Annotated in this window: 28 protein-coding genes and 5 tRNA genes; 6 read left to right on the plus strand and 27 right to left on the minus strand. The window is 37.8% G+C overall.

Going from position 1 to position 23,809, the window contains the following annotated elements:
- Window positions 1–48: 48 nt before the first annotated feature.
- The 11 genes from R2876_00875 to R2876_00925 all read right to left on the minus strand — a co-directional run bounded on the left by R2876_00875 (window position 49) and on the right by R2876_00925 (window position 11,275).
- Complete coding sequence (locus R2876_00875) at window positions 49–510, minus strand: DUF523 domain-containing protein (GenBank protein ID MEZ4357181.1); 462 nt, start codon at window positions 508–510, stop codon at window positions 49–51.
- A 13-nt stretch (window positions 511–523) separates the two neighbouring features.
- Window positions 524–2,851 (minus strand): endonuclease MutS2, encoded by a 2,328-nt coding sequence (locus R2876_00880; protein ID MEZ4357182.1) that lies wholly within the window; start codon window positions 2,849–2,851, stop codon window positions 524–526.
- 90 nt (window positions 2,852–2,941) lie between these two features.
- Entirely contained in the window at window positions 2,942–3,289 is a 348-nt protein-coding gene (locus tag R2876_00885) for a cell division protein ZapA (protein MEZ4357183.1), read from the minus strand.
- Between the two features lie 73 nt (window positions 3,290–3,362).
- Complete coding sequence (gene pheT, locus R2876_00890) at window positions 3,363–5,744, minus strand: phenylalanine--tRNA ligase subunit beta (GenBank protein ID MEZ4357184.1); 2,382 nt, start codon at window positions 5,742–5,744, stop codon at window positions 3,363–3,365.
- Between the two features lie 22 nt (window positions 5,745–5,766).
- Window positions 5,767–6,786 (minus strand): phenylalanine--tRNA ligase subunit alpha, encoded by a 1,020-nt coding sequence (gene pheS, locus R2876_00895; protein ID MEZ4357185.1) that lies wholly within the window; start codon window positions 6,784–6,786, stop codon window positions 5,767–5,769.
- Window positions 6,787–7,113: 327 nt separating this feature from the next.
- Complete coding sequence (locus tag R2876_00900; GenBank protein MEZ4357186.1) at window positions 7,114–7,887, minus strand: RNA methyltransferase; 774 nt, start codon at window positions 7,885–7,887, stop codon at window positions 7,114–7,116.
- 59 nt (window positions 7,888–7,946) lie between these two features.
- Window positions 7,947–8,303: a 50S ribosomal protein L20 gene (gene rplT, locus R2876_00905; protein ID MEZ4357187.1), complete on the minus strand. Its 357-nt coding sequence runs from the start codon at window positions 8,301–8,303 to the stop codon at window positions 7,947–7,949.
- 24 nt (window positions 8,304–8,327) lie between these two features.
- Entirely contained in the window at window positions 8,328–8,525 is a 198-nt protein-coding gene (rpmI, locus tag R2876_00910) for a 50S ribosomal protein L35 (protein ID MEZ4357188.1), read from the minus strand.
- 18 nt (window positions 8,526–8,543) lie between these two features.
- Window positions 8,544–9,053, minus strand: a complete 510-nt coding sequence (gene infC, locus R2876_00915) for a translation initiation factor IF-3 (GenBank protein ID MEZ4357189.1) — start codon at window positions 9,051–9,053, stop codon at window positions 8,544–8,546.
- 308 nt (window positions 9,054–9,361) lie between these two features.
- Window positions 9,362–9,580 carry a hypothetical protein gene (locus R2876_00920; protein ID MEZ4357190.1) on the minus strand — a complete coding sequence of 73 codons (219 nt, stop codon included), beginning with the start codon at window positions 9,578–9,580 and terminating at the stop codon, window positions 9,362–9,364.
- A 96-nt stretch (window positions 9,581–9,676) separates the two neighbouring features.
- Complete coding sequence (locus R2876_00925) at window positions 9,677–11,275, minus strand: nucleoside kinase (GenBank protein ID MEZ4357191.1); 1,599 nt, start codon at window positions 11,273–11,275, stop codon at window positions 9,677–9,679.
- Window positions 11,276–11,587: 312 nt separating this feature from the next.
- Here R2876_00925 and R2876_00930 point away from each other — a divergent pair, with 312 nt between their 5' ends.
- Window positions 11,588–11,875, plus strand: coding sequence for a hypothetical protein (locus tag R2876_00930; protein MEZ4357192.1), 288 nt, complete (start codon window positions 11,588–11,590; stop codon window positions 11,873–11,875).
- A gap of 100 nt (window positions 11,876–11,975) precedes the next feature.
- On the opposite strand, the gene R2876_00935 is transcribed toward R2876_00930, so the two are convergent.
- Window positions 11,976–12,050, minus strand: a tRNA-Glu gene (locus R2876_00935).
- Window positions 12,051–12,205: 155 nt separating this feature from the next.
- On the opposite strand from R2876_00935, the gene R2876_00940 reads away from it, so the two are divergent.
- From R2876_00940 to R2876_00950, 3 genes are read left to right on the plus strand one after another with little or no spacing between them, the layout of a single operon-like run.
- Complete coding sequence (locus R2876_00940) at window positions 12,206–12,373, plus strand: DUF1540 domain-containing protein (protein ID MEZ4357193.1); 168 nt, start codon at window positions 12,206–12,208, stop codon at window positions 12,371–12,373.
- A 42-nt stretch (window positions 12,374–12,415) separates the two neighbouring features.
- Window positions 12,416–12,802, plus strand: a complete 387-nt coding sequence (locus tag R2876_00945; GenBank protein ID MEZ4357194.1) for a hypothetical protein — start codon at window positions 12,416–12,418, stop codon at window positions 12,800–12,802.
- Window positions 12,803–12,840: 38 nt separating this feature from the next.
- On the plus strand, window positions 12,841–13,035 hold the full coding sequence (locus tag R2876_00950) for a hypothetical protein (GenBank protein MEZ4357195.1): 195 nt from the start codon (window positions 12,841–12,843) through the stop codon (window positions 13,033–13,035).
- 773 nt (window positions 13,036–13,808) lie between these two features.
- On the opposite strand, the gene hpt is transcribed toward R2876_00950, so the two are convergent.
- Together hpt and R2876_00960 are read right to left on the minus strand one after the other, a co-directional pair.
- On the minus strand, window positions 13,809–14,342 hold the full coding sequence (gene hpt / locus R2876_00955; GenBank protein ID MEZ4357196.1) for a hypoxanthine phosphoribosyltransferase: 534 nt from the start codon (window positions 14,340–14,342) through the stop codon (window positions 13,809–13,811).
- A 3-nt stretch (window positions 14,343–14,345) separates the two neighbouring features.
- A complete protein-coding gene (locus tag R2876_00960) occupies window positions 14,346–15,284 on the minus strand; it encodes a cytidylate kinase family protein (GenBank protein MEZ4357197.1) in 939 nt (312 codons plus the stop codon).
- A gap of 156 nt (window positions 15,285–15,440) precedes the next feature.
- Here R2876_00960 and R2876_00965 point away from each other — a divergent pair, with 156 nt between their 5' ends.
- Window positions 15,441–15,638 carry a 4Fe-4S binding protein gene (locus tag R2876_00965; GenBank protein MEZ4357198.1) on the plus strand — a complete coding sequence of 66 codons (198 nt, stop codon included), beginning with the start codon at window positions 15,441–15,443 and terminating at the stop codon, window positions 15,636–15,638.
- Window positions 15,639–15,707: 69 nt separating this feature from the next.
- Here the strand turns inward: R2876_00965 and R2876_00970 are convergent, their stop codons facing one another.
- On the minus strand, window positions 15,708–15,986 hold the full coding sequence (locus R2876_00970) for a DUF5661 family protein (GenBank protein MEZ4357199.1): 279 nt from the start codon (window positions 15,984–15,986) through the stop codon (window positions 15,708–15,710).
- A gap of 154 nt (window positions 15,987–16,140) precedes the next feature.
- On the opposite strand from R2876_00970, the gene R2876_00975 reads away from it, so the two are divergent.
- On the plus strand, window positions 16,141–16,515 hold the full coding sequence (locus R2876_00975; protein MEZ4357200.1) for a hypothetical protein: 375 nt from the start codon (window positions 16,141–16,143) through the stop codon (window positions 16,513–16,515).
- 119 nt (window positions 16,516–16,634) lie between these two features.
- Here the strand turns inward: R2876_00975 and R2876_00980 are convergent.
- From R2876_00980 to R2876_01035, 12 genes are all read right to left on the minus strand, one after another.
- A tRNA-Lys gene (locus R2876_00980) sits at window positions 16,635–16,710 on the minus strand.
- Between the two features lie 9 nt (window positions 16,711–16,719).
- A tRNA-Gln gene (locus tag R2876_00985) sits at window positions 16,720–16,794 on the minus strand.
- A gap of 9 nt (window positions 16,795–16,803) precedes the next feature.
- Window positions 16,804–16,880 (minus strand) — tRNA-His (locus R2876_00990).
- 5 nt (window positions 16,881–16,885) lie between these two features.
- Window positions 16,886–16,962: transfer RNA gene (locus R2876_00995), tRNA-Arg, on the minus strand.
- Between the two features lie 81 nt (window positions 16,963–17,043).
- On the minus strand, window positions 17,044–17,511 hold the full coding sequence (locus R2876_01000; protein MEZ4357201.1) for a metallophosphoesterase: 468 nt from the start codon (window positions 17,509–17,511) through the stop codon (window positions 17,044–17,046).
- Window positions 17,511–18,101, minus strand: coding sequence for an XTP/dITP diphosphatase (locus tag R2876_01005; GenBank protein ID MEZ4357202.1), 591 nt, complete (start codon window positions 18,099–18,101; stop codon window positions 17,511–17,513). Before R2876_01005 ends, R2876_01000 begins: the two co-directional genes overlap by 1 nt.
- 49 nt (window positions 18,102–18,150) lie before the next feature.
- Complete coding sequence (locus R2876_01010; protein MEZ4357203.1) at window positions 18,151–19,095, minus strand: GerMN domain-containing protein; 945 nt, start codon at window positions 19,093–19,095, stop codon at window positions 18,151–18,153.
- Between the two features lie 88 nt (window positions 19,096–19,183).
- Window positions 19,184–20,869 (minus strand): DNA repair protein RecN, encoded by a 1,686-nt coding sequence (recN, locus tag R2876_01015; GenBank protein MEZ4357204.1) that lies wholly within the window; start codon window positions 20,867–20,869, stop codon window positions 19,184–19,186.
- Between the two features lie 13 nt (window positions 20,870–20,882).
- The gene (gene argR / locus R2876_01020; GenBank protein MEZ4357205.1) at window positions 20,883–21,326 is read right to left on the minus strand and encodes an arginine repressor; all 444 of its coding nucleotides are present in this window, start codon (window positions 21,324–21,326) and stop codon (window positions 20,883–20,885) included.
- 33 nt (window positions 21,327–21,359) lie between these two features.
- Window positions 21,360–22,202, minus strand: a complete 843-nt coding sequence (locus R2876_01025; protein MEZ4357206.1) for an NAD(+)/NADH kinase — start codon at window positions 22,200–22,202, stop codon at window positions 21,360–21,362.
- Between the two features lie 107 nt (window positions 22,203–22,309).
- Window positions 22,310–23,101, minus strand: a complete 792-nt coding sequence (locus R2876_01030) for a TlyA family RNA methyltransferase (protein ID MEZ4357207.1) — start codon at window positions 23,099–23,101, stop codon at window positions 22,310–22,312.
- On the minus strand, window positions 23,102–23,656 hold the full coding sequence (locus R2876_01035; GenBank protein ID MEZ4357208.1) for a hypothetical protein: 555 nt from the start codon (window positions 23,654–23,656) through the stop codon (window positions 23,102–23,104). It abuts the gene before it with no gap.
- Window positions 23,657–23,809: the final 153 nt, after the last annotated feature.

Below are 23,809 nucleotides of genomic sequence, written 5' to 3' on the forward strand. Positions count from 1 at the left end.
AATTAATTAGCAAAAATCAATAATTTTTTACCTTAAATTAATAAAAAGTTAATCAATACCCCGGATTTTTATCCCGTTTCGCCTTAAAAGTGCGCCAAACACCCCACTTCCTTTTAGTTTTTTATCTGTAAAACTACCATCATGTATTAAATTTACGCCACAGGATGGGCTTGATTCTTTTAAATACGCTTCTTCAATACCTTCGCGCTGTAATTTTTGAAGTGCTTTTTTTGCGCCGCTTATCAAGTGCTCTGTCACGTCTTCCCCCGTCTTAGATAAAACACGTGCGCGCCCGTCCAGCACCGCATCCCCGTCCCCTCCTAAGATCTCAGATGGCGGGCGCGGTATTTTCATGCCTCCCAAACATTCAGGGCATATTGGTATTACACAGTGGGTTTCTTTTAATGCTAGCATATCTTCGTTTTGTTTAGAACCGCCGTTATACCTGCACTTTTTACCAAGCAAGCATGCTGAAACGGCTATAACTTTCTTCTTTTGCTGTTCTTTCATAAAATTATACCCTTTACCTTTTTATTTCAACGACAGTTACTCCCATTTCACCCTCGCCGAATTTCCCGTTTCTCATTGAAGCGACATAACTTGCTCTCTTTAAATAATCACGTATACCCTGCCTTAAAACCCCCGTACCTTTGCCGTGTATAATAGTGACTTCATTAAGGCCATATAAATAAGCCTCGTCTAAATACTTATCTACTTCAATCAAAGCCTCTTCCACGTTTTTGCCACGCACGTCTATAGACATAGAAACAGGCTTTTTCTCAAGCTGCACGCGGGATGATATTTGCTGCTCCTTTTTCAATTCTGTTATCTGCAAGTCCTCCATATTAACGTTCATCTTAATTATCCCGGAAATCACCTGCAAATTTCCCTTCTCATCAGGTGGGTTGACAACAGTCCCCCTAGTGTTTAAAGATAATATTTTCACCTCTGTGCCGGGCAAAAGCAATTCTTTATCCTTTACATGGTCTCTTTTAACCTTTTGGGTTTCAAATTTATGCTCAGTATCTTTTATACTGCTCCTTGCCGAAGAAGCTGCAGACATGACTTCACGCATGCTGCTTCCGGATTTTTTCAGTTCATCTATTATCTGTTCAGAGACGTTTTTGGTATCTTTTATAATATCTCTTGCTTGTTCACGCGATTCTTCTATTATCTTTGCGCTCAATTCATTTGCTTTTTTTAAATCTCTTTCCGCTTCATCCATTTTTATTTGAGCTTCTTTTTCAAGTTTTTCAGCTTGTTCGTATAGCTTTTGGGTTTCACTGGACATCTTTTCCGCTCTGATGACAAGCTCGTCTGCTTTAAGCCTTTCAGGGGACATATGTTCCTTTGCCTTATTAAGCACCCTTACAGGTACGCCTAAACGCTCTGAGATCAAAAATGCATTACTTAATCCAGACGCACCGATAAATAGCCTGAATGTGGGCGTAAGCGTTTCTATATTAAATTCCATCCCTGCATTTTCAAAGTAATTGTCTTCTGCTGCCAATGTCTTTATTTCGCTAAAGTGAGTTGTCGCAAGGACATATACCCTTTTATCCCTTAACTCTTCTAAAATCGCCGAGGCAAGTGCCGCGCCTTCCTGCGGGTCTGTTCCGGCACCGAGTTCGTCTAATAATACAAGTGAATCCTCGCTAGCATATCTAAGTATCATTTTTATGTTTTTTATATGTGAAGAAAACGTAGAAAGAGACTGTTCTATGCTCTGCTCGTCCCCTATATCTGCAAATATCTTTTTATAGACAGTAAGGATGGAGCCTTCTTTAGCGGTGACAAAAAGCCCGCTTTGCGCCATTAGCTGAAGCAGCCCTGTCAATTTAAGAGTAACTGTTTTTCCGCCGGTATTAGGGCCTGTTATAACAAGTCCCCGATATTCATAGCCAAGCTTTAAGCTTACGGGCACAACTTCTTTTGCATCTATAAGCGGGTGCCTGCCGCTCCTTATGTCCGTTTTGCCTTCGCTGTTTATGATCGGGCGGAATGCGTCCATCGAAATGGCCAACTGAGCTTTGGCAAATATCAAATCGAGCATGCTTAAAATCTTTACTGTTTTATCTATCTCTTCAAAATGTGAAAAAAGTTCTTTGCTTATTTCAAGGAGTATGCGTACTATTTCCGCCTCTTCTTCTGCCTTTAGCTGCCTTAAACGGTTATTCGCCTCAAGTACGGCAATAGGCTCTATAAAAAGCGTCTGCCCGGAAGCAGACTGGTCGTGTACCAGGCCCTTTATTGCAGATTTATGCTCTGCTCTAACCGGAACTACATATCTCCCGTTCCTAATGGTAATAAGTGAATCCTGCAAGTATTTAGACGTGTCCGCATTTTTTATAATGGAATTAAGTTTATCTCTTATCGCATCGTTTTCCCTTAATATCTTTTGCCTTATGCTTTTAAGATCTCTAGACGCGCTGTCTGCAACTTCAGTGTCGCTTATTATTGCGTTCTCTATCGTATCTATAATGTCCCTTGCAATAAAAAGATCATCTGCCAAAGCCTTTAAAAGCTTTCCTGTTACGCCTTTTTTTGCTCTAACCGATGCTTTTAACACAGACAAAACCTTTAATAACTCTGCACAGGAAAGGGGTGCGCCCATTTTTAACCTGGTAAGCTCTGAATCTATATCCGCAAAACTGCTTATCGGGTGGAATGTATTTTTAATGAGACATTCATATGCTTCCTGTGTCTCATTTAAAAGTTGGTTTACTTTATCTATATCCGTTTCAGGAGTAAGCTCTTGAGCAATTTTTCTGCCTTTACTAGACCTTACTTTTAACAATAACATTTCGATTATTTTATTATATTCAAGCGTTTTTAAAACCTTTTGGTGCATTTTATTCTCCATGAAAAATTAATTTTTACTATTAAACATAGAGCAGCTTAAAATATTTTAAGCTGCTCTACTTTATAAACGTTGTTTTTATTATTTATACCCATCAAAGGTCCTTTTTACAGGAGTGGAACGCATTTCCTTTTTTTCTTCTTTCAAAAGCGCATTTTCGATCTTCATCCGCTTAAGTTCCTCTTGTGCGCTTTGCAGTTCCGCTGCCGCCATCGTGTACTTTTCCTGGGTTTTTATCAAATCGTCCGCAACATTTATTGATGTTAAAATCGCGAGCATTGTGGTATTTAGATTTATTGTATTAGATTTTATCTCACTCATCTTTTTGTCCACATAAATTGCAACTTTGTGAATGTATTCTTCACTTTCAATACCTGCAATTGCGTACTCATGACCGCCGATATTTACGGTTGTGCGCGTCTTTTCCATCAATTTCATCCTTCCATGGCTTTATTTAATAATTATAACTTATATTGGCTGCTTATACAACTAAATTTTAACATTACTTTCTTATATAAGCTCCCAAATCTCTTTGTGCGGCGCTTATGATTTTTTCTATAAACTTATTAACGTCTTCGTCTTTTAAAGTCTTTTCATTTGAGCGGAATGTCAGAGAGAACGCCAAGCTCTTTTTATCCTCTCCAATGCTTTTTCCTGTGAAAACATCGAAAAGTTTGACTTGCGTCAAGAATTTCCCTCCGTTTTTAACTATTACATCGCTTAGCTTTGCAGCTTCTATATCTGTGTTAACTACAAATGCCAAATCTCTGAAACTTTCAGGGAATTTAGGCAATGAAACATATTTTTTAACGTTTGAATAATGTTCAAAAAGTTGCTTTAATTCTATCTGCGCCACATATACCCGTTCCTCTACATCAAATTTTTCCGCCGTAGCAGCAGCTATTTCCCCGATTTCACCAATGTAGTCATCTTTTATATATATTTTGGCCGACCTGCCCTGATGGAAGTATTCGCCTGCTCCCGCTTTAAACGTAAGCTCCTTGGCGCCGACCATATCAGAGATGTTTTCAACAACTCCTTTTAGGTCGTAAAAATCCACATCCGTCATACCTATACATATATAATCCTTTTCGTCCGGCAGCTCTTTTAAAGGCTTTTTATTTGCCAAATATACCTTACCTATTTCAAACAGCCTTAAGTTCTCAACCTTATGCTTTATATTAGTCGATATAACTGTCATCATATCTGCTATACCCGTCTGCCTCATCACACTCTTGTCTTCCCCGAGAGGGTTTAAAAGGCGTATTTCGTGTTTTTTATAGTCTCCTCCCAGTATTTTTTGCTGGGTGGCAGGCGAGCCGAAAGAATAAGTCACGCACTCGTAAAACCCGTTTGCTGAAAGTGCTTTTTTTATTTCATCTTTAAGCATTGTGTTTTGTGGCATTTTACCGCGCCTCACATCTTCTTTAAGCGCTATAGACTCAATGTTATCATATCCATATATCCTGGCTATTTCCTCTGCTATATCAACGTCCCTTTCTATATCTGCGCGGACAGACGGGACTTTAATATTAAGCGTACCTTTGTCTATCGCAGTCTTTAGATCCAGGCGATTCAGTATTTTAGCCATATCCTCTATTGCTATTTTAGACCCTAAAATAGCGTTTATCTTATCAGCAGTTATATTTATTTCTTTGTCGCTTACATCTTCGCTTAATATATCTATCTTGCCGGATACAATTTCGCCGGCATTAAGCGCACATACTAAATTCAATGCCCTTTTCATAGCTACTGCCGAGTTATAGGCAGAAACCCCTTTTGAAAACCTCATGGAAGATTCTGTAGATAAGCCAAGCGTACGAGACGTCTGCCTAATATTAGCATGTGCGAACTTTGCGCTTTCAAATATTACAGTCTTAGTATCCGGCTTGATCTCTGAGTTTAAGCCGCCCATTATACCTGCAATACCTATCGGTTTTTTTGCATCACATATAAGCAGCATTTTATCATTGAATTCACGTTCTTTATCGTCGAGCGTTACCATCTTTTCGCCTTTAACGGCACAGCGGACTATTATTTTATTACCACCTATGTCGTTTAGGTCAAACGCATGCATGGGTTGGCCCGTTTCCAGCATAACAAAGTTAGTAATATCTACAATGTTATTTATTGGCCTTACTCCGGCAGACAAGAGCCGTTTTTGCATCCAAGAAGGCGACGGCTCGATCTTTACATTTTTCACAACGCGTGAGATGTATCTTGTACAAAGCTCATGGTCTTTTACCTGAACGCTTATATAATCTGAGATGCCCCTTCCGGATTCTTTATAGCTTAAATCCGGCATTTTCATCTTTGTACCTGTTGCAGCCGCAGCTTCTTTGGCAAGCCCCAAAATACTTAAGCAATCCGGCCTGTTTGCGCCCACTTCAAACTCAAACGCTACATCGTCTAACCCAAGTGTCTTTTTTATATCTTCTCCTGTTTGCGCATCGTCTTTAAGTATTAGTATGCCGTGTTTTGAAGCACCAGGATAATCTTCTTCCGTTAGGTTTAACTCCTCACCTGAACAAAGCATACCTTCTGACAATTCACCTCTTAATTTACCTTTCTTTATCTTCATGCCACTGGGAAGGTGTGCGCCGTGAAGCGCAACCGGGACTTTAGCGCCTTCAAAAACATTGTCTGCCCCTGTTACTATCTGGTGCTTCATATCTTTTGTATCTACTGAGCATATCAAAAGCTTATCTGCATCAGGATGTTTTTTTATCTCTTTTATCTGGCCGACGACGACATTCGTTATATCACCACCTAAATCAGTAATGTTTTCTATCGCATTACCACTGGATATCATTTTCTCTTTTAGTTCTTCAACGCTTATATCGCCGTCTATATAATCCATAAGCCAATTATATGGTGTTAACATAATATAATTCTCCCTTTAAAACTTATTTGAACTGCTCTAAAAACCTAACGTCGTTTTCGTAAAGCAGGCGTATGTCCGTTATGCCGTATTTTATATTTGCGATACGATCTAACCCAAGCCCAAAAGCAAACCCGGAATATACACTTGAATCTATCCCACAATTTTCAAGTACCTTTGGATGCACCATGCCGCAGCCTAAAATCTCAACTATTCCGGCTCCCCGGCAGGCGCTGCACCCTTTTCCGTGGCAAAGTGTGCAGGTGGCGTCTACTTCGGCAGAAGGTTCTGTAAATGGGAAAAACCCTGGCCTGAATTTTGTCTTAGTCGATTCGCCGTAAAGCTCTTTTAAGAATAAGTCTATCGTCGCCTTTAAATTTGCAAATGAAATACCTTTATCCACGACCAGCCCTTCAACCTGATTGAATACCGGCGAATGGGTAGCGTCTACGTCGTCGCTTCTGTAAACTCTGCCCGGGCATATCATCCTTATAGGCGGTTTATTGTCAAGCATTGTCCTTATCTGAACAGGAGACGTCTGCGTCCTTAATAGTATTCCGTCTGATATATAAAACGTATCCTGCGTATCGCGCGCCGGATGGTCCGGCGGTATATTCAACATATCGAAATTATACTTTTCATATTCTATTTCCGGGCCCTCGAATACGTCGAACCCCATATTCATAAAGATATCCCTTATCTCCAAATAAGCCTGCGTTAACGGGTGAAGCGCGCCGTTTTTCACACCGCGGCCTGGAAGTGTCACATCTATTTTTTCTTTTGCTAAAAGCTTTTTAGCATTGCTTAACGTAAATGCGCTTTTCTTATCTGATATCAATGCTTCTATACTGTTTTTTATATCATTGACTTTCTTGCCAAATGCCGGGCGTTCTTCCGGCACGATATCTTTCATACCACGTAAAAGTTTAGAAACCTCCCCGCTTTTTCCAAGAAAATTAAGCCTTGCTTCTTCAACTTCTTTTTCACTTTTTGCGTTATTAACTAGCTCTTTTGCTTTTAACAGCAGCTCACTTAATTTATCCAAACTATTCTCTCCTTCCATAAAAAAGCTTAAAATAAAAAATTCCTCAACCCTAATAGTAAGGGGCGAGGAATACGCTGTACCACCCTAATTCGCTAAATAATTTTAGCCTTGTTTTAAATAACGGCAGGTTCAAAACCAACCGGCAATGCCTACTAAACTTTCAGCATGCAGCTCACGGGGGAAATGCCTTTTCAGGTTTGCCCGGCTTTCAGCCTATGGCCAAGCTCTCTTCTAAATTTAATTCTTAAAAAAGCGCACCCGCATCTATGCTTTTTAAATATTTTTTATAATAATAACATATTATTTTTTTATTAGCAACAAAGTTTTTTAAAGGTTAAAAGCCCTTGCAGAGTCAAAAATAAGTATCCCTGCGGCAACTGCTACGTTTAAGCTTTCTGCCTTCCCATACATCTTTATATTTATAAGGCTGTCGCAGATATCTATCATATCTTCGCTCATGCCGTGTCCTTCGTTACCAAAGACCAGGCAAGCCGGTTTTTTATATACAACGGGCTTCCCCTGTCTAGGATGTGCACCTAAAACGAGAACCCCTCTTTGCTTTAGCATACTAATCTCTTTTACAATATTATCCGCCTTGACTATATTTAAATGAAATATAGAACCCATAGAAGCTTTTACGGCTTTTGGCGAAAATACGTCTGCACAATTATAAGACAGTATCAGCGTATCTGCCCCTGCCGCGTCTGCCGTTCTAAGTATAGCCCCTACGTTCTGTGGGTCCTGCACGTCTTCCAGTGCAACTGCAAAATTTGCTTTTAGGGCGTTATCAATGGTTTCAATCTTTATAACGGCAGCTATTTTAGGCGGTGTCTTTTCACTAGAAATCTTTGCAAATACATGAGCGGCAACGGCCAGTACCTCTGTCCCGTTTTGCTCGGACATGCATATATAATTCTCGTAATCTTTAATATATGATATATCGATTATAAGCATTCTGACTCTATCTGGCACAAAAAATGCTTCTGAAACACACTTTTCGCCTTCTACGATAAATGCACTTACATCTGCTCTTGCCTTTGAAGTTTTTAGGCTGCATATATCTTTTATAGTCTGGTTTGCCGTACTATTTATTTCCCGCATAAATTAAACCTTTCTATTTAACAAAAAAGCCGCTTTAAAGCAGGCTTTTTATCTTTTTATTATTTTAATTTTTTCTTAGCTGTATCTGCTATCTTAGCAAATGCTTTAGGATCTGAAACTGCTAATTCTGCGAGCATCTTTCTGTTTATGATAACATTAGCTTTTTTAAGCCCGTCTATAAGCCTTGAATAGCTTAAATCATTTAACCTGGCAGCAGCGTTTATCCTTGCTATCCAAAGTTTTCTAAAATCTCTTTTCTTTAGTTTTCTGCCGACATAAGCATATTCCATGGACTTCATAACAGCAGCTTTTGCGCTTCTATACTGTTTAGACTTTGCCCCGAAATATCCTTTCGCCAGTTTGAATATTTTTCTACGCTTTTTTACTGCGTTAACAGCTCTTTTTACTCTAGCCATAAGTACTTACCTCCAAATTCCTGCTTATTTATATGGGATTAAAACTCTTACGTTTTGCTGATCCGCAGGCGAAATGTAGGCGCCTTTACGCAGGTTTCTCTTCCTTTTCGTAGTTTTTTTGTTTAAAATGTGGCTTTTATAGGCCTGAGCGCATTTTACTTTTCCGTTTTTAGTTAAAGAAAATCTTTTTTTCGCGCCGCTATGTGTCTTAATCTTTGGCATTTTTCTAGCCTCCTTAAATTAGTTCTTTGGTGCCAATATCATATACATACTTCTTCCTTCAAGTTTAGCATTTTTCTCAATATTACCGGCATCTGAAACCATATCAAAAAAGGTGTTCATAACCAGCTGGCCCTGCTGTGTATAATTTAACTGCCTGCCTCTAAATCTAATGAAAACTTTAACCTTATCTCCAGATTCAAGAAATTTCTTAACGTTTTTCGCTTTTACTTCAAGATCATGCGTGTCTATCGTTGCTGATAAACGCATCTCTTTTATGTTTACTACCTTTTGTTTTTTCTTAAGCTCTCTGTCTTTTTTTGCCTGATCAAAACGATATTTGCCATAGTCCATAATCTTGCATACAGGCGGATTAGCCTTAGGTGAGATTTTGACCAAGTCCATCTCTTTTTCATCAGCTGCTTTCTGCGCCTCCGCAGCAGACATTATGCCTAATTGTTCTCCTTGGGTTCCGATAAGACGTACTTCCTTATCTCTTATCTGTTCATTGATAAGTAATTCGTTAGCTATTTAAAACACCTCCATATAATTATAGCTTTATAATTATAGCTTTCCTGAAAGAATACCCGCTAAAAACAAAAAAGCGGGCTAAATGCCCGTTATTTCTTAAAAACAAGTAGACCAATAGTTGGTTTTTGCTTATTTACCATGCCTGGCCTATCTTGCCGGCAGGTGAGAAACATGGGCGTCTCTGCTTGTATTAGCAAAAATATGATAGCACTATTTCTTTTATATGTCAAGAAAAAAAGCCCATAAAGGCCTTTTTCTTTTTAAATTTTAATTTAGCGTATTTTAGTATCAATAAATCCCTTAAACCATTATTGTCCTATAGCCGAAATCTCCGGTGATACTGAAACATCAGGAGAAACCGAAGGATTCATAGATGGCGATACCATTGTCGATGGCGACATCATTGGTGACGCAGAGATTGTAGGTGATGGCGTTACGTTAGCGTTTGGAGTGCCATTGCCGCATGCTGCAAATAACATAGTACTTACGACTAAAATTAAAACCACAAAAATTAAGAATTTCTTCATTTTAAATATCCTCCTTGATCTATTTTTGCCAAAAGTAAATTTTTTATAACTTATTTTATAACTTATAAAGGATATTTAAATTTTTTTATTTTTTTGTTATATAACTCCTCTGCCTATAAATTCACGTATAATGCTATTTCTGGGTATTATATCTTCCATATCTTCAGTTTTAAAATAATTTAAAAATTTTCTTAAATAACCCGCCCTTATATCAAGATGCTTTAACATAGACAATTCATCATACACGTATTCCTTTAAAATTGCAGCTTCATATAAAAGCGTTGTATTAATTATCCTATCGGCATTTTCTATATAAGGGAGAATATGTTTATATTCCCCTTCACGTACTTCGTCCCATTTCTCAAGAGTTGTAAGAAAATCACGCCCGCGAAACAGCTTATCTCTCACCATACGGCGAAGCAGCCTTATATCTTCTGGAAAAATCGGGTTTTCTTTATCCAGATTTACTGGAAACAGAGGGCTTAAAAATATCTTATATTTTAAATCGTCTGAAATATCTTCTGTCAATTTCTTATTTAAACCGTGTATTCCTTCTATTATTAAAATATCGCCTTTTTTAAGGCAAACTTTATTTTTAAAAGTCCTGCAACCGGATGTAAAATCGTAATTTGGCAAAACTATCTCTTCCCCTGCCAGCAATAATTTTAACTGTGTATTTATAAGCTCTAAATCCAGTGCCTCTAAACATTCAAAATCTATTTTGCCATTTTCATCCGGTACCCTACTCGCCCGTTCTATATAAAAATCATCCAGTGAAAGCATAACGCATTTTTTGCCGCAGGCATTCAACTCTATTTTTAGCCTGTACGCAGATGTAGTTTTGCCAGACGATGAAGGGCCGGATATCAAAACCATCTTTACTTTTTCCCTCTTCATTATCTCCTCAGAAACTTTTACCAAGCTCCTCTCAAACAGCGCTTCGTTTATTTGAACGAACTCTTTAAAATCACCAGATTCAATTTTATAATTTAAATCGGCAACCGTAGAAGCTGAAAGGACGTCTGCACATTGCTGCGATATCCTAAAAGCTTCAGCCAGCTTTGGTTGTATTAATGGAAGCCCGGCATTTTTATATGGCGTGGGGCCGCTTAATATAAATCCATTACCGTAGTTCTCCATTTCAAAATCTTTTAGGCGGCTAGTCTTATCTACCATTATTCCGTAATAGTATCCTACATAATCACCGCTTTTATATATAGTTATATTTCGTGCGGTCCTATATTTTAAAAGACGAACTTTGTCTTCTTTTTTTAGTTTTTCAAAAAACTCAATCGCCTCGTCAGTTGTAAAAGACATCTTTTCGATTTTAGTATCATCTGAAATATATTTTCTTATAAGGCTCTTTGCCTTATCTATATTTTCTTTTGAATTTTCCATATTTAAAAGGCGGCAATAAACACCTGTTGGGAGAACATATTCAACCAGTAAACTCGAGCCTATCTCACTTGCAGCACGGCCGGCCAAAAGCAAAAGCCCACGCAAAAAGACGCGTGCAGCTTCCTCATTTTCATCTGCATACAAAAATTCAATATTATCTTTTAAACTAACAGACTGTGTCAGTTCAGTTAAATATCCATTTACCAAGGCACAAGTCACATAGGGTTTTTTATCGATAAGACCGCTTAAAATCGTTTTTTTAGATTTTATTAATGTGCGCGTTTCAATAGATCCCATAATTTACCCCTTATTAACCCTCTTAAATATATTATAGTAGATTTTACAATACATTATATTTTTTATTAAAATACTTGTCAACAAACTGTGGGCACCAAAATCTTTATATAAGTTATTTTAACTACAAATTTTAAACTATGGCAAATTCTTTCATTATAATTAAAAAACTGGATTATAAGCCCTTATTATGTATCCACTTATAATATTTTGTAATAATTTTACCTGATAAATTTAATCTGGCACATTACACTTATTGCTAAATTATGCATATAATATCATGTATACACTACATATATCTGAAAGGAGGTATGTATGATGTATTGTAATCAACCATGTTGCAGCAATAATGAGCAGTCTAGTGCGCAGAGCCCTATGTCACAGTCACCATCAAATTATAGTTTTTGCTTATGCTCTAACAGAGTATTGTGCTTCATAGCGGTATTATTTGCTCTCACTCTTGGTATAGTGTTGGGAGCTTCTATTGCAATTTTTGCGACAGTATTAGACGCATTGATAATCCTTGCAGTCGTTTTATTTATCTTGGTCATCGCTATCTTGATAGCACAGTTTTGCAGATGTTGTTATAGGAGCCGCTGCTAAAGTATTACCCGATGCGTATTAACGCATCGGGTTTATTTTTATCAAATCATGCAATAAAAAAAGCTAGCCTAATGGCTAGCTTTTTTTACTTTGTTTAATTTGGCACCTCCTAGGGGACTCGAACCCCTGTTACCGCCGTGAGAGGGCGGTGTCTTAACCACTTGACCAAGGAGGCATTTAATAGAAGCATTTTTTATTATATTAACAATAAACTTTTATGTCAACATATTTTTAAGCGGCAATTTTTAAGTAAATTTAAATCCGTATCTTTTAGTATAATTTTAAATCCCGCCGAAAATACTAACATTGAAAATAATGGAGGTGAAATTTATGTCAAACGATAAAGCCAATAAAAGTATCCACTGCACTGTATTGGATTGCAGATACCATTGCGATGAGAAAGACTTTTGCTCACTTAGTAAAATCAACGTAGGCACCAACGAAGCCGACCCAACAGATGTACAGTGTACCAATTGCGAATCTTTTAAACGCAAGTAATATCAAAAGCAAAAAAGTGTACCTTCAACGGTGCATTTTTGAATGGAAGAAAACATGATTAAAAGAAAAATACTAAAAACACTAACGCTCTTTATAACAGGGGCTGTCGTTTATAACATGATCGAAATCTTTTGGCGGAAAAGAACACACATAAGCATGAGTGTAGCCGGCGGAATATGCTTAAACCTTCTTTACCCCATATCACATGAAACTCTACCGCTTGGCGTTAAATGCCTGCTTGGAAGCTATTATATAACTCTTGCAGAGTTTCTGACCGGTTTTGTAGTTAACTGCCGTATGAAGAAAAACGTTTGGGATTATTCCACTCGCCGTTTTAATTTATTGGGGCAGATATGCCCATTTTACAGCACGCTTTGGTTTTTTCTTTGTATACCAGTACTGCCGGCACTTAAAGCTGCTACAAAATAAAAAGATTAGTTTTTTAAGTTTAAAAGAGGTGAAAATTAATGAGTGACAATATCAAAGAAAAAATAATAGCGGAATTAGACCGGCGTATAAATAATATAAGAGAACATCAGTATGACCAGATAGAAGTAAGCGGAGATCAATTTAGCGAACTTAACCAGGCTCTTAAGAAGGTAATAGGCATGCCTCTTAAAAAAGAACTTGAAAGTATAAGAGAATTTATAAACAAGATATAAAGTATTTAAAGACGCCACTTAATAAGTGGCGTCTTTATTAACGGATCTTATAAATCGTCCGCGTCCTGAACCGGAATATCATACTTATCTTTTGGCACTCCAGTCCAGCTACCCTGAGGATCTGTATTAGTTGGTCGATACATATTAAGAATGTCATTTAAGGCATTCTTATTTTTTCTCTTAGCCATTTAAACTCACCTCGGTTATTAGTATTTACAGTTATTATAATATGAAACTGGTACATTTTGCTTTATGCTATAATATTTTTTCTACTTTTGAATTCATCAGCAAAGCTAATGTATCGCTCATTTGCCGTATTATAAGCAAATTAAAACTGCCTAAAATACGGTGAAAAATTTTGATATTTATAATTATCGTCGTATATTTTATTTATTTACCCTTTTTTGACATATTTTGTATTATTTTAAATAAATATAATGTTTGATACTTGTTAAAATATGGGTTATAGTTTAGACAAGCTCCAAGGAATACTGAAGAAGTAACTCGGAACGGAAGACCGCCATACGAAAGTGTGGAAAGCGAAGGAACAGTCGAATAAGTACGAAAGTATTTACAGATTGTGAATCGGATTAGCGGGTTAAAGGTTAATTAATAGTTAAGGTAAGGTGAAAGCTTTTCCAAGATGATTTAAAAGGCTAATGATTCGAAAATAAGATTAAACTTTCGTCAGTAAAAGGGTTGCCAGGAAGATTAAAAACTTTTATAGGGTTCGTTGGAGCTTTCTATTTGCCTTTTTTTATTTTACCAAATCTTTATTCCTTGCCCCCTGCCTCAGCTATATATGGTAAATTACGCCACTTTTCATGAACGTCCATACCGTAGCCTACCAGCCACTCGTCTGATATCTCAAACCCGTAATATTCTATCGGTACTTTAATCAACTGCTGTTTTGGGTTTACTAATAAAGTACATACTTTTACGCTTGCCGGTGTTCTGGCCTCAAGGTTTTGCACAAGATAACCAGTTGTCAACCCTGTCCTTATTATATCCTCTATTATCAAAACATCTTTTCCGGATATATCTGCATCTAAATCTTTTGTTATGCGAACGACACCTGTATCATTAGTTGAATTCGGATAAACGCCTATTGCCATAAAATCGAGCTGTATTGGTATATCTATAAAACGCGTAAGATCGGCAAAAAAATATAACGTACCTTTTAGAACGCTTACCATTATTAGGTCTTTGCCTGCATAGTCCCTGTTTATCTGCTCTCCGATTGATTTAACGCGCTCTTTTAAAACTTCCTCGCTGAATACGACCTTTTCATATCCTGAAACATCCATCCATTATTCTCCTTTACAGATTTTGAAACGTTCTAAAAGCGAATAAAAATCTTTCTTGTAAACTATTTTAATATTTATTCCGGGATATAGCTGGTTTAGCCTTTTTATCTTTTTATTCTTTTCTGTAACATACTTTTGGTTCATGGTAGTAAGCTCTATATAAGTATCGAATTTCGTCAGATAAAAATCCGGGCTGAATGCCGAAGTCACATTCCCCTCTGCATCCCATTCTACCGGAAACGTCTTTGGTTCATATTTCCACTCTATTTGATACATGTCAAGAATCTGCGCAAATTCCTTTTCAGAAGTGTTTTTAAAAATCGGCACTTCAGAAATGTTATTTATAATATTGCTCTCTTCTTGCTCCTTTTCTATCTTTATTCTTAATTCCCTTTCTTTAAATAAAGCGATTATAGATGAAACACATTCATCTACTGAAACTCCGCCTGTGTTTAAAATCATGTCATAATAAGACGGGTCTGTCCAATCCGCTTGAAAAAGGGTATACACAAACTTTTTATGTTTTTTATCCGTTTGTAAAAGTATTTGTTCTGCCTCCGATGCTGAGACATGATACTGTTTTTTTATCCTCGTAATACGGATATCGTGAGGCGCCATAATTCGTATATTGATTGCATCCTTATTGCATTTAAAAATAACCTGAGAAGCAAACCCTATCAATATTGCCGAATTAGTTTTGGCATATTCATGAAGCGAACGGCTTAAACGCTCTATAAACGTTTCCCCGTTGCTGCTTACATTTAAATAAAACTTAGCACTTTCCCTAAGCATCTTAAGCTCATATGGGGTTAAGATACCGTCGAAAAACTTAGACAAAAGCTTTTCCCTGTCTATCAGTTCCAACCCAAGTTTTTGCGACAGCACCTCAGCAACCTCGTCTCCAAAACTGCAGGCCTGCCGTGATATTGTAATGATACTCAAATTAACTTCTCCTACTTTATATTTATTATATCATAATATTAAAAATTAATATCTAATTTAAATCAAAAAGTTCTTCTTCTGTAACTTGCGCACAGAATTTTATTTAACGCTTAAGTTATAATTCACTCATAATTCTAAATAAGGAGAACTTATTACATGGAAAATAACAATAAAAAATTGATAGTTATAGAAGAAAGATGTCCTCAGAACCATCCTTGCCCCTCTATGAGGGTTTGCCCTACCAGGGCATTAAAGCAAGATGGTTTTAGCGCCCCTACTGTTAACTACGAAAAATGTATAGCATGCGGGAAATGTGTCCGTTTTTGCCCTAAAAGTGCCCTCGTCCTTAAATAACATAGATAAGCAAAAAAACCGCTTTTTATGGCGGTTTTTTTGCATGTAAATATATTTAAGTCCTGTTTTTCAACCTTGTTTGTTCTCCCAGTAAGCCTCCGCCTCATCTTCCATCTTTTCAAGGCGAGTATAGTAATCCGGGAATTCATTTAAGTGGGCTAGCGCTATTTTAGCGGTAGTCAACGGTTCATTATCAGTTACGTTCGTATGCGGGTCCCTTATTCCATGTTCAAGCTCTACGTCCATACCCATACGGAACTGCTCTACGTCAAATTTCTTCCAGTCTATACCCAGTTTTTCCCCGAATTCGCGGGCCTGCTCAGCTGTAAAATACTTTTTCTCAGACATTTACAATCAACTCCTTATACTCATTTATTCTTTTTAAATTTTACTATTTTATACAGAAAACATCAAGCAGCAATTACTATGCCATGTTAAGCAATAGGAAGTTTAAAGTGTTTGTGATATAATGGTAAAATAGGAAATATATAGGAGAAAAGCAATGAAAAATGTAAAAAAAATAATTATAGCCATTGTAGTACTTATATTTATAATAATATTAATCACACAATGTAAACCCCTCGATATTAGCACCGAAGCTTATCAGTTAGGGAACGCTGCACTTGAAGCGGAAGATAACTATTTAGATAACAAAATGTCCTTAGATAAGGCAAGAGAAACAATTCAAAATATTAACGATGAATTAGATGTCTTATACGATTCTGATAAAAGCAAGTCAACCTTCTCAATACAAGCCGCTGTTTTGGGATTCCAAATTGCATTAAGATGGACTCCTTTTGAAAAGGATAAATTAATAGATTCGAGAAACGAATTAGCAGAAAAATTAAACAGGCCCAAAATAACTCAGGAAGATTAATTGCTATAAGGGCTGAGAAGCAAAAACATTTAGTCAGTCAAAATTAAGTCAAATCCAAAAAATATACAATAAAAAGAAAATCAATCAAAATAAAAAACCGCCTATTTAAGCGGTTTTTTTGGTGACCCGCCGGAGATTCGAACTCCGGACACCTTGATTAAAAGTCAAGTGCTCTACCGACTGAGCTAGCGAGTCATACAATATTGGCTGGGGTGGCAGGACTCGAACCTACGGATGCGGCAGTCAAAGTGCCGTGCCTTACCACTTGGCTACACCCCATCATTTTAGTGGGGTGAATAGTGGGATTCGAACCCACGACCTCCAGGGCCACAACCTGGCGCTCTAACCAACTGAGCTATACCCACCATACTGGCGCGCCTGAAGGGATTCGAACCCCTGGCACACGGCTTAGAAGGCCGTTGCTCTATCCTACTGAGCTACAGGCGCATTTACAAGTCCCTCTTAAGCTCTCGCGCAAAGACAAGTATATCTTAAAAATGCAGTGTTTGTCAAGAAAGATTTGCTATATTAAATCAAAATAGTTTTAATAAATATCCTTCCATTGTCTACCGTCGCAATAGAATAGCTTGCCTGTCCATTTAGCGGCCTGCATAGGCTTCCGGGGTTAAATAATATTATTCCAGATTCAAAAGTTTCACAAGGCACATGGGTGTGCCCATAGAAGGCTGCGCTCACTTCTTCCTCCATCGCACGGTATATAAGCCTGTCCATAGAAAACTTGACGTGGTACCTATGCCCATGCGTTAAAAGTATGCGAGTATTGCCTATCGTCACTGTCCTTTCCGTTGGCACATCGCTTCTTATATCGCAATTACCCTTAACTAAAATAAGCTTTTTATCAAGCCCTTCATCATTTATATCCGATACGCCGTCTCCTAAATGGATTATGACGTCTACGTCTTTATTAGATAAAATTATCCTTTTTACCGTGTCTTTTCGTCCGTGAGTGTCGGACATAATAAGAAGCCTTTTCATTATAAAAGTTTTTCCCTTAAGTTTTTAAGCGCACGGCCCCTGTGGCTTATCTTGTTTTTTAATTCCGGTGGTATCTGCGCCGTAGTTTGTCCATATTCTTCCAAATAAAAATACGGATCGTAACCAAAGCCATTCGTGCCTCTTGCGTCACATATTATTTTGCCCTTAAGTTCACCATAAGCTGTAATTATAGTTTCCTCATCTATCTTTAACACTACTGCGCAAACATACTTTGCGCCTCTTTTATCTTCCGGCACGTCTTTCATCAAAGCTATAAGTTTTTGGTTGTTTTCTTCGTCTGTAGCGTACTCTCCTGCAAACCGTGCAGAAAATATACCCGGCGCACCATTTAACGCGTCCACGCATATTCCGGAATCATCTGCTAAAGACGGCACCTTCGTGGCCTCATATACGGCGTTTGCTTTTTTAAGGGCGTTTTCCATGAAAGTTTGCCCGTCTTCAACAACATCTATATCCAGATTTTCGTCTTTCAACGAAACTATATTTAAAAACTCCCCTTTAAATATCTCTTTTATTTCCCTTACTTTTCCCTGGTTATTAGTAGCTATTATCAGTTTTTCCCTCGTCATACATTTTCCCCTGTTATTTTTTCATATGTATTATTTTAAGCATTAAATATCATTTTATTTCATTTGGATAAATAGACATTATGTTCGTGCTCGCTTCATAGGGCGTGCCGGCTACAAATATACGTATATCCTTTATTTCATCTATTTCCCTGCAGGTTAAGCCGATAGTCTTAAGCAGGCATTGTTCAAGCATTTCGCTTTCTGAAATCTCTGAAAACTCCGAGGAAAAGTTGAGATTAACGGTATCAGATTGGTCTATAAACGCCGTTAAAAGCCGTGTTCCCTCCGGGAACAGGTTTTTAAGCGATGTAGTATTTTCCGGGCCGGCTATCAACTCGTTTATCGCATTTTCAACGTTTATTTCTTCGTTGGTATACCTGGTTATTTCAACTATGTGCGTTAAGTCTATGTCTTCAAAGTAAAGTATCATTTTATTTGCTTCAGCCACGTTGACTTCACTATCCACACTCTCGGCATTTAAATCGAACCTCTCAAATGTAGCAGATATATCCGTTCCGTATGGAAGCTCTTTTGTTTCTTCTCCGTTTAATGTTATTTTGACCTTACTTATAGTCCCAAACTCAGTTAATGTGTTTACTACTGCTTTTACCTTGTTTTGTTCGGATATCTGGTTATCGGCCTCAAAGGCATTCTTATCCAAATTTACAATAGCAGTATCGCCTACCAGTTCTATACCTAAAAACGAATTTTCAGACAAGGTAGGGCTTAACCCCTCTATCGTATCTTTATCCGATAAGCTCTTTAACGCTGCGGCACAGACGCCGTCTTCAATGTCGACACTTTTAACGATCGGCACCAGATAGCCGTAATCGTTTTCCAGATATAAAACCGCTTTTACTTGATTGCCGGATTCACTGTCCTTACTTTGAGAATCAGTTTGATTCTGGCACATAGTCAAGATCAACAAAAGCACAATTATACCGGCAATTATCAAAAGCCACCATTTTTTTATTATTTCAATAATACAATCCATAGCTATCACCTTTTTTAAAAATATACCTATCTAGATAAATGTATATAATTAAAAAGATGATAATATGATGAATAACTTAACTTATATATTATAATTGCCCTTTTATTTCGCCTGCAGTTTTAATCATCTCCCGTGCGTGAAGCAATGAGGCGCTTGATACTTGCCCGCCGGACAGCCTTGCTATCTCCTCTATGCGGCTTTCATTATCGAGTTTTATGACATTAGTCCTGACAGTTTTTCCTGCATTTTCCTTTGTTATTATAAAATGCTTGTCCGCCATGACTGCTATTTGCGGCAGATGCGTTACACAAATGACCTGGCGGCCGATAGATATCTTCGCCATCTTTTTAGCGACCGTATTAGCCGTTTTCCCGCTGATACCGGTATCTATTTCATCGAAGACACAGCTGTCTATCTGGTCTGCCCCTGCCTGTACATTTTTAAGCGCCAGCATTATTCTAGATACCTCGCCGCCGGACGCTATCTTTCTAAGCGGCCTTAAAGGCTGTCCCTTATTTAGGGATATAAAAAATTCCACTTCGTCCTGCCCGTTTTCACTTAATTTAAGGTTCCCCTCATTTAAAAATGTAACGCTGAATTCACAGGAGTTAAAGCCTAAATCACTTAATTGGTTTATAATGTCCTTCTCAAAATCACCGGCCGCTTTCTTTCTCCTTTTTGTAAGTTCATTTTGAAGTAAAACAAGCTTTTCCTTTCTTTGCGCCAATTCATTTGTAAGATTTTCTATCATCTGCTCGCTGTTTAGCAGTATATCGTATTCTTCCTGTGCTTTTTCCTTGAATTTAAGGGTCTCTTCAACACTGCCGCCGTATTTTCTTTTAAGAGTATTTATAAGCGCCAGGCGGTCTTCTATACTTTCCATACTACTTTCATCAAAAGAAATCCTATTTTTCAGATCCCGAAGGTCATATACGCATTCTTCAAGATTATAATAACTGTCGCTTAACCTCTGCGCCAGGCGGTCGTAATCCGCTGAAAACGAAGCTATTGATTTCATAGCCGAAACAGCTTCTTTTATGTTTGTCAATGCTGCACCATTTACACCGCCGTAAAGGCCGTCATAACTTTTCTCGAGTGCGCTTAAAATATTCTCACTGTTCCTCTGAAGCGCCCTTTCTTCTAAGAGTGCTGTCTCCTCTTCCGGTTTTAGCTTAGCGTTTTCTATTTCATCTATCTGGTACTTTAATACGTCTAATTTTCTCTCCCTGTCCCCGTCTAGTTTAAGTTTATTAAGGGAGGCAAGCGTTTTGCTATACTCTGTATATGCGTTTTTCACCAGTTCTTTATCTTCTAAAAGCTCTTTGCCGCCGTAATCATCTAAAAACACGAGATGGTTTTTCTCATTTAAAAGAGACTGGTGTTCGTGCTGTCCGTGGATATCTACCAATTTATCGCTTATTTCCTTCAATAAGGAAAGAGTTACCGGCCTGCCGTTTATACGGCACAGGTTTTTGCCGCTCTTGGAAATTTCGCGCGAAAAAATAAGCATATCCTCATCCGACGAAATGCCATAGCCTTTAAGTTCTTCCTTCATTTTCCCGCTTATATCAAAAACCGCATCGACATAAGCCGTCTCACTTCCGGCGCGTATCAAGTCTTTATCCGCCCTCTCGCCTAAGGCCAGATTAAGCGAATCAACGATTATCGATTTCCCTGCACCGGTCTCGCCGGTCAAAACGTTCATCCCCGGAGAAAATTCGATCATCAGTTCGTCTATCAACGCAATATCCTTGATGTTGAGCGTCAGTAACATAATTTACTTTACCTCATAGATTGTTAAGCATCTTAATGATATCTGAAATAGAGCTTTCATCCTTTACGGCAATAAAGATAGTATTGTCTCCAGCTATAGTTCCCGCAACTTCGGGTATTTCCAGGCAGTCTATAAGTTCGGCTGCGCTGTTAGCAGAACCGGACAAAGTTTTTACAACTATCATGTTGCCGGCTTTCACGATGCTTTTCACACAATCCTTAAATATGTTTATATAAAAATCCAAATTATCATGGTTTTTTACAATACTTTTTGCGTACTTATACACGCCATTATCGGCCAGGACTTTAATAAGCTTAAGTTCTTTTATGTCTCTTGACACAGTAGCCTGGGTCACATTAAAACCATGGCTGTTTAAATACTTAACCAAGTCATCCTGAGTTTCAATTTCATTCTGCTGAATGATTTCTAAAATTGCGCTTTGTCTAACAGATTTCATAGTAAGTTACCTAAATAAAATATATTTTAACCTTTAATCTTTCCAAGAAGCAAATTTTTCACGTAGGACCGAGTAAAAATATCCTTTATTAAAACGTATAAATTCCGCTGTAAGTTCAGACTTGCCTATTTCAACATAATCGTCGTTGCCTAAAATATAGCTTTCACGGCCGTCAACGGCAATAACGGTTTCCCCGTCTGATGCGCGAAAATTTACTTTGATTTTATCATTAACTTCTGCAATCAGCCTTTTTGAAGAAAGCGAGTGCGCACAAATCGGTGTTGCCATGATACATTTTATACTAGGACTTATAACCGTCCCCCCCGCAGACAGCGAATACCCGGTAGATCCGGTAGGCGTTGATACTATAAGCCCGTCGCCGCGGAAGTGATCTGCTAAAGTATTATTTACATGATAAGTAATATTTATAGTTCTTGAAATATTCTTTTTGGATATAACCACATCGTTTAAGGCTGTGTCTGTTCCTAATAAGTTACCATCTTTGCTAAAGGCCTTGACTTCAAGCATCATACGCTCTTCTACAAAATAACTGCCCTCTTTCAAGTGTTTTACGGCCTCACTGACGCCAGTTGCGCTTATTTCAGACAAAAAACCAAGAGTACCTAAATTAACGCCTAAAATCTTTACATTATGTTTAGCACATTTTTTAGCGTTTCTAAGTATTGTCCCGTCTCCACCGCCTATAAGTAATACGTCTATATTATCAAAATCTAATTTCTCAAACCCAGGGAAGTGAGGCAAAAGCTCTTTACTTAGCTTTACCTTCTCATTTTGGTTTAAAAGCATGCTAACTATTTTCTTAGTGAAGACAAGATTTTCATCTTTAATTGTATTAACATGCAATCCTATCTCCATAACTGCTTAACTCCAAATCTGATTTCAATGCCAGAAAAATGATATGTTTAAGAATATAATAATATTAAATGAATAAATATGCAAGGTTTATTTGTATAAAAAATCTATTAAAGATTTCTATGTGCTTTCTTTACGATACTGTCAATATCCACTTCCGTACCGGAAATTCCGTTTTTTAAGTATAGCAGATATTCTATGTTGCCGTTTGGGCCCTTTATCGGCGAGTAGTCTATCCCCGCTGCTCCAAGCCCTATACTGTCAGCAAAATCTATAATTTTTTTTATGACCCGGACGTGCACTGAAGCATCTTTTACAACGCCGTTTTTTAAAACGTCTGCCCTGCCCGCTTCGAACTGCGGTTTTATAAGGCACACCAAAATCGCGTTTTCCTCAATTATCCGTTTTACAGCCGGCAAAATAAGAGTTAGAGATATAAATGAAGTATCCATAACTGCCATATCTATTCTATCAGAAAACATGCCCTTTTCTAAAAATCTGGCATTTTGCCTTTCCATAACAACGACTCTTTTATCGTTCCTGAGCTGCCATGCTAGCTGCCCGTACCCAACGTCAATAGCATAGACTTTTTTAGCTCCAGCTTTTAAAAGGCAATCCGTGAAACCTCCTGTCGATGCACCGACGTCAACGGCTATCTTTCCGTTTGCGTCTATATTAAAAACGTCCAGGGCTTTTTGAAGTTTAAAGCCTCCGCGGCTTGCGAACCTTTCCTCGGTGTTAAGTAATGTAATATCCGCTCCGTCTGAAATACTGCTGCCCGGTTTAAATACTTTAACTCCGTTTACCAAAACATTCCCGGCTATTATGTTTGCCTTTGCCTTCTCGCGCGAATCAAAATAATTTTTTTCTGTAAGATATGCGTCCAGACGCTTTTTCTCCATTTATTTTTCCCTGCTAAAGATTCCTATTACCTTACTTATATCTTGAACTATTTGTTTGTTTTTATTAACGGCATACTTTTTCCCCGCCGATTTTAAAGAAACTGTCATAGCCGCTATAAACGAACTTATGGCTATACCTAAAAGCAACTTTGGTATCGTAGGGCTTATCAGTATTATCTTAACTGCGATAGCGGCGCCGGCCGCCCCGGATACTATACCGCATATGTCCCCTATAACATCGTTACAGAAGTTAGAAACAGATGTAGCGTTTTTTAAAAGCATAAGCGCATTTTTTGCGCCCTTCACTTTTTTGGATGCCATCGCTACAAACGGCGTTTTATCGCATGTTGCAAAAGCAATCCCTATTATATCGAAAGCTACGCCTATCAAAAGCACTAAAAGCACAAGCAAAACAGCTACTATTATGTTTAGATCGTTCATGAAATACTCAGTTAAAAAACTAAAAGCAGCCGCTAATATCAATGTTATGAAAAATATCTTTAATGTCCAAAACTTTACGGTTTTAAGCCTTCCGCCATTTCCGTTGCCTGGCAAAAAATCAACTCCTCTTTTTTAAAAAACCATATAATATAAACAAACGCCTTTTAAACTCATATAAAGAGCTAAAGGCGGTTAAAATATTATTTAGGTGGTAATATATCGGATAAACTTTGCAGCTTAGGTCCAGTAGGTTTTCCCTTAAAAATA

Source organism: Eubacteriales bacterium, from assembly GCA_041390245.1.
In the GTDB taxonomy this organism is placed as follows: Bacteria; Bacillota; Clostridia; order Christensenellales; family JAWKQI01; genus JAWKQI01.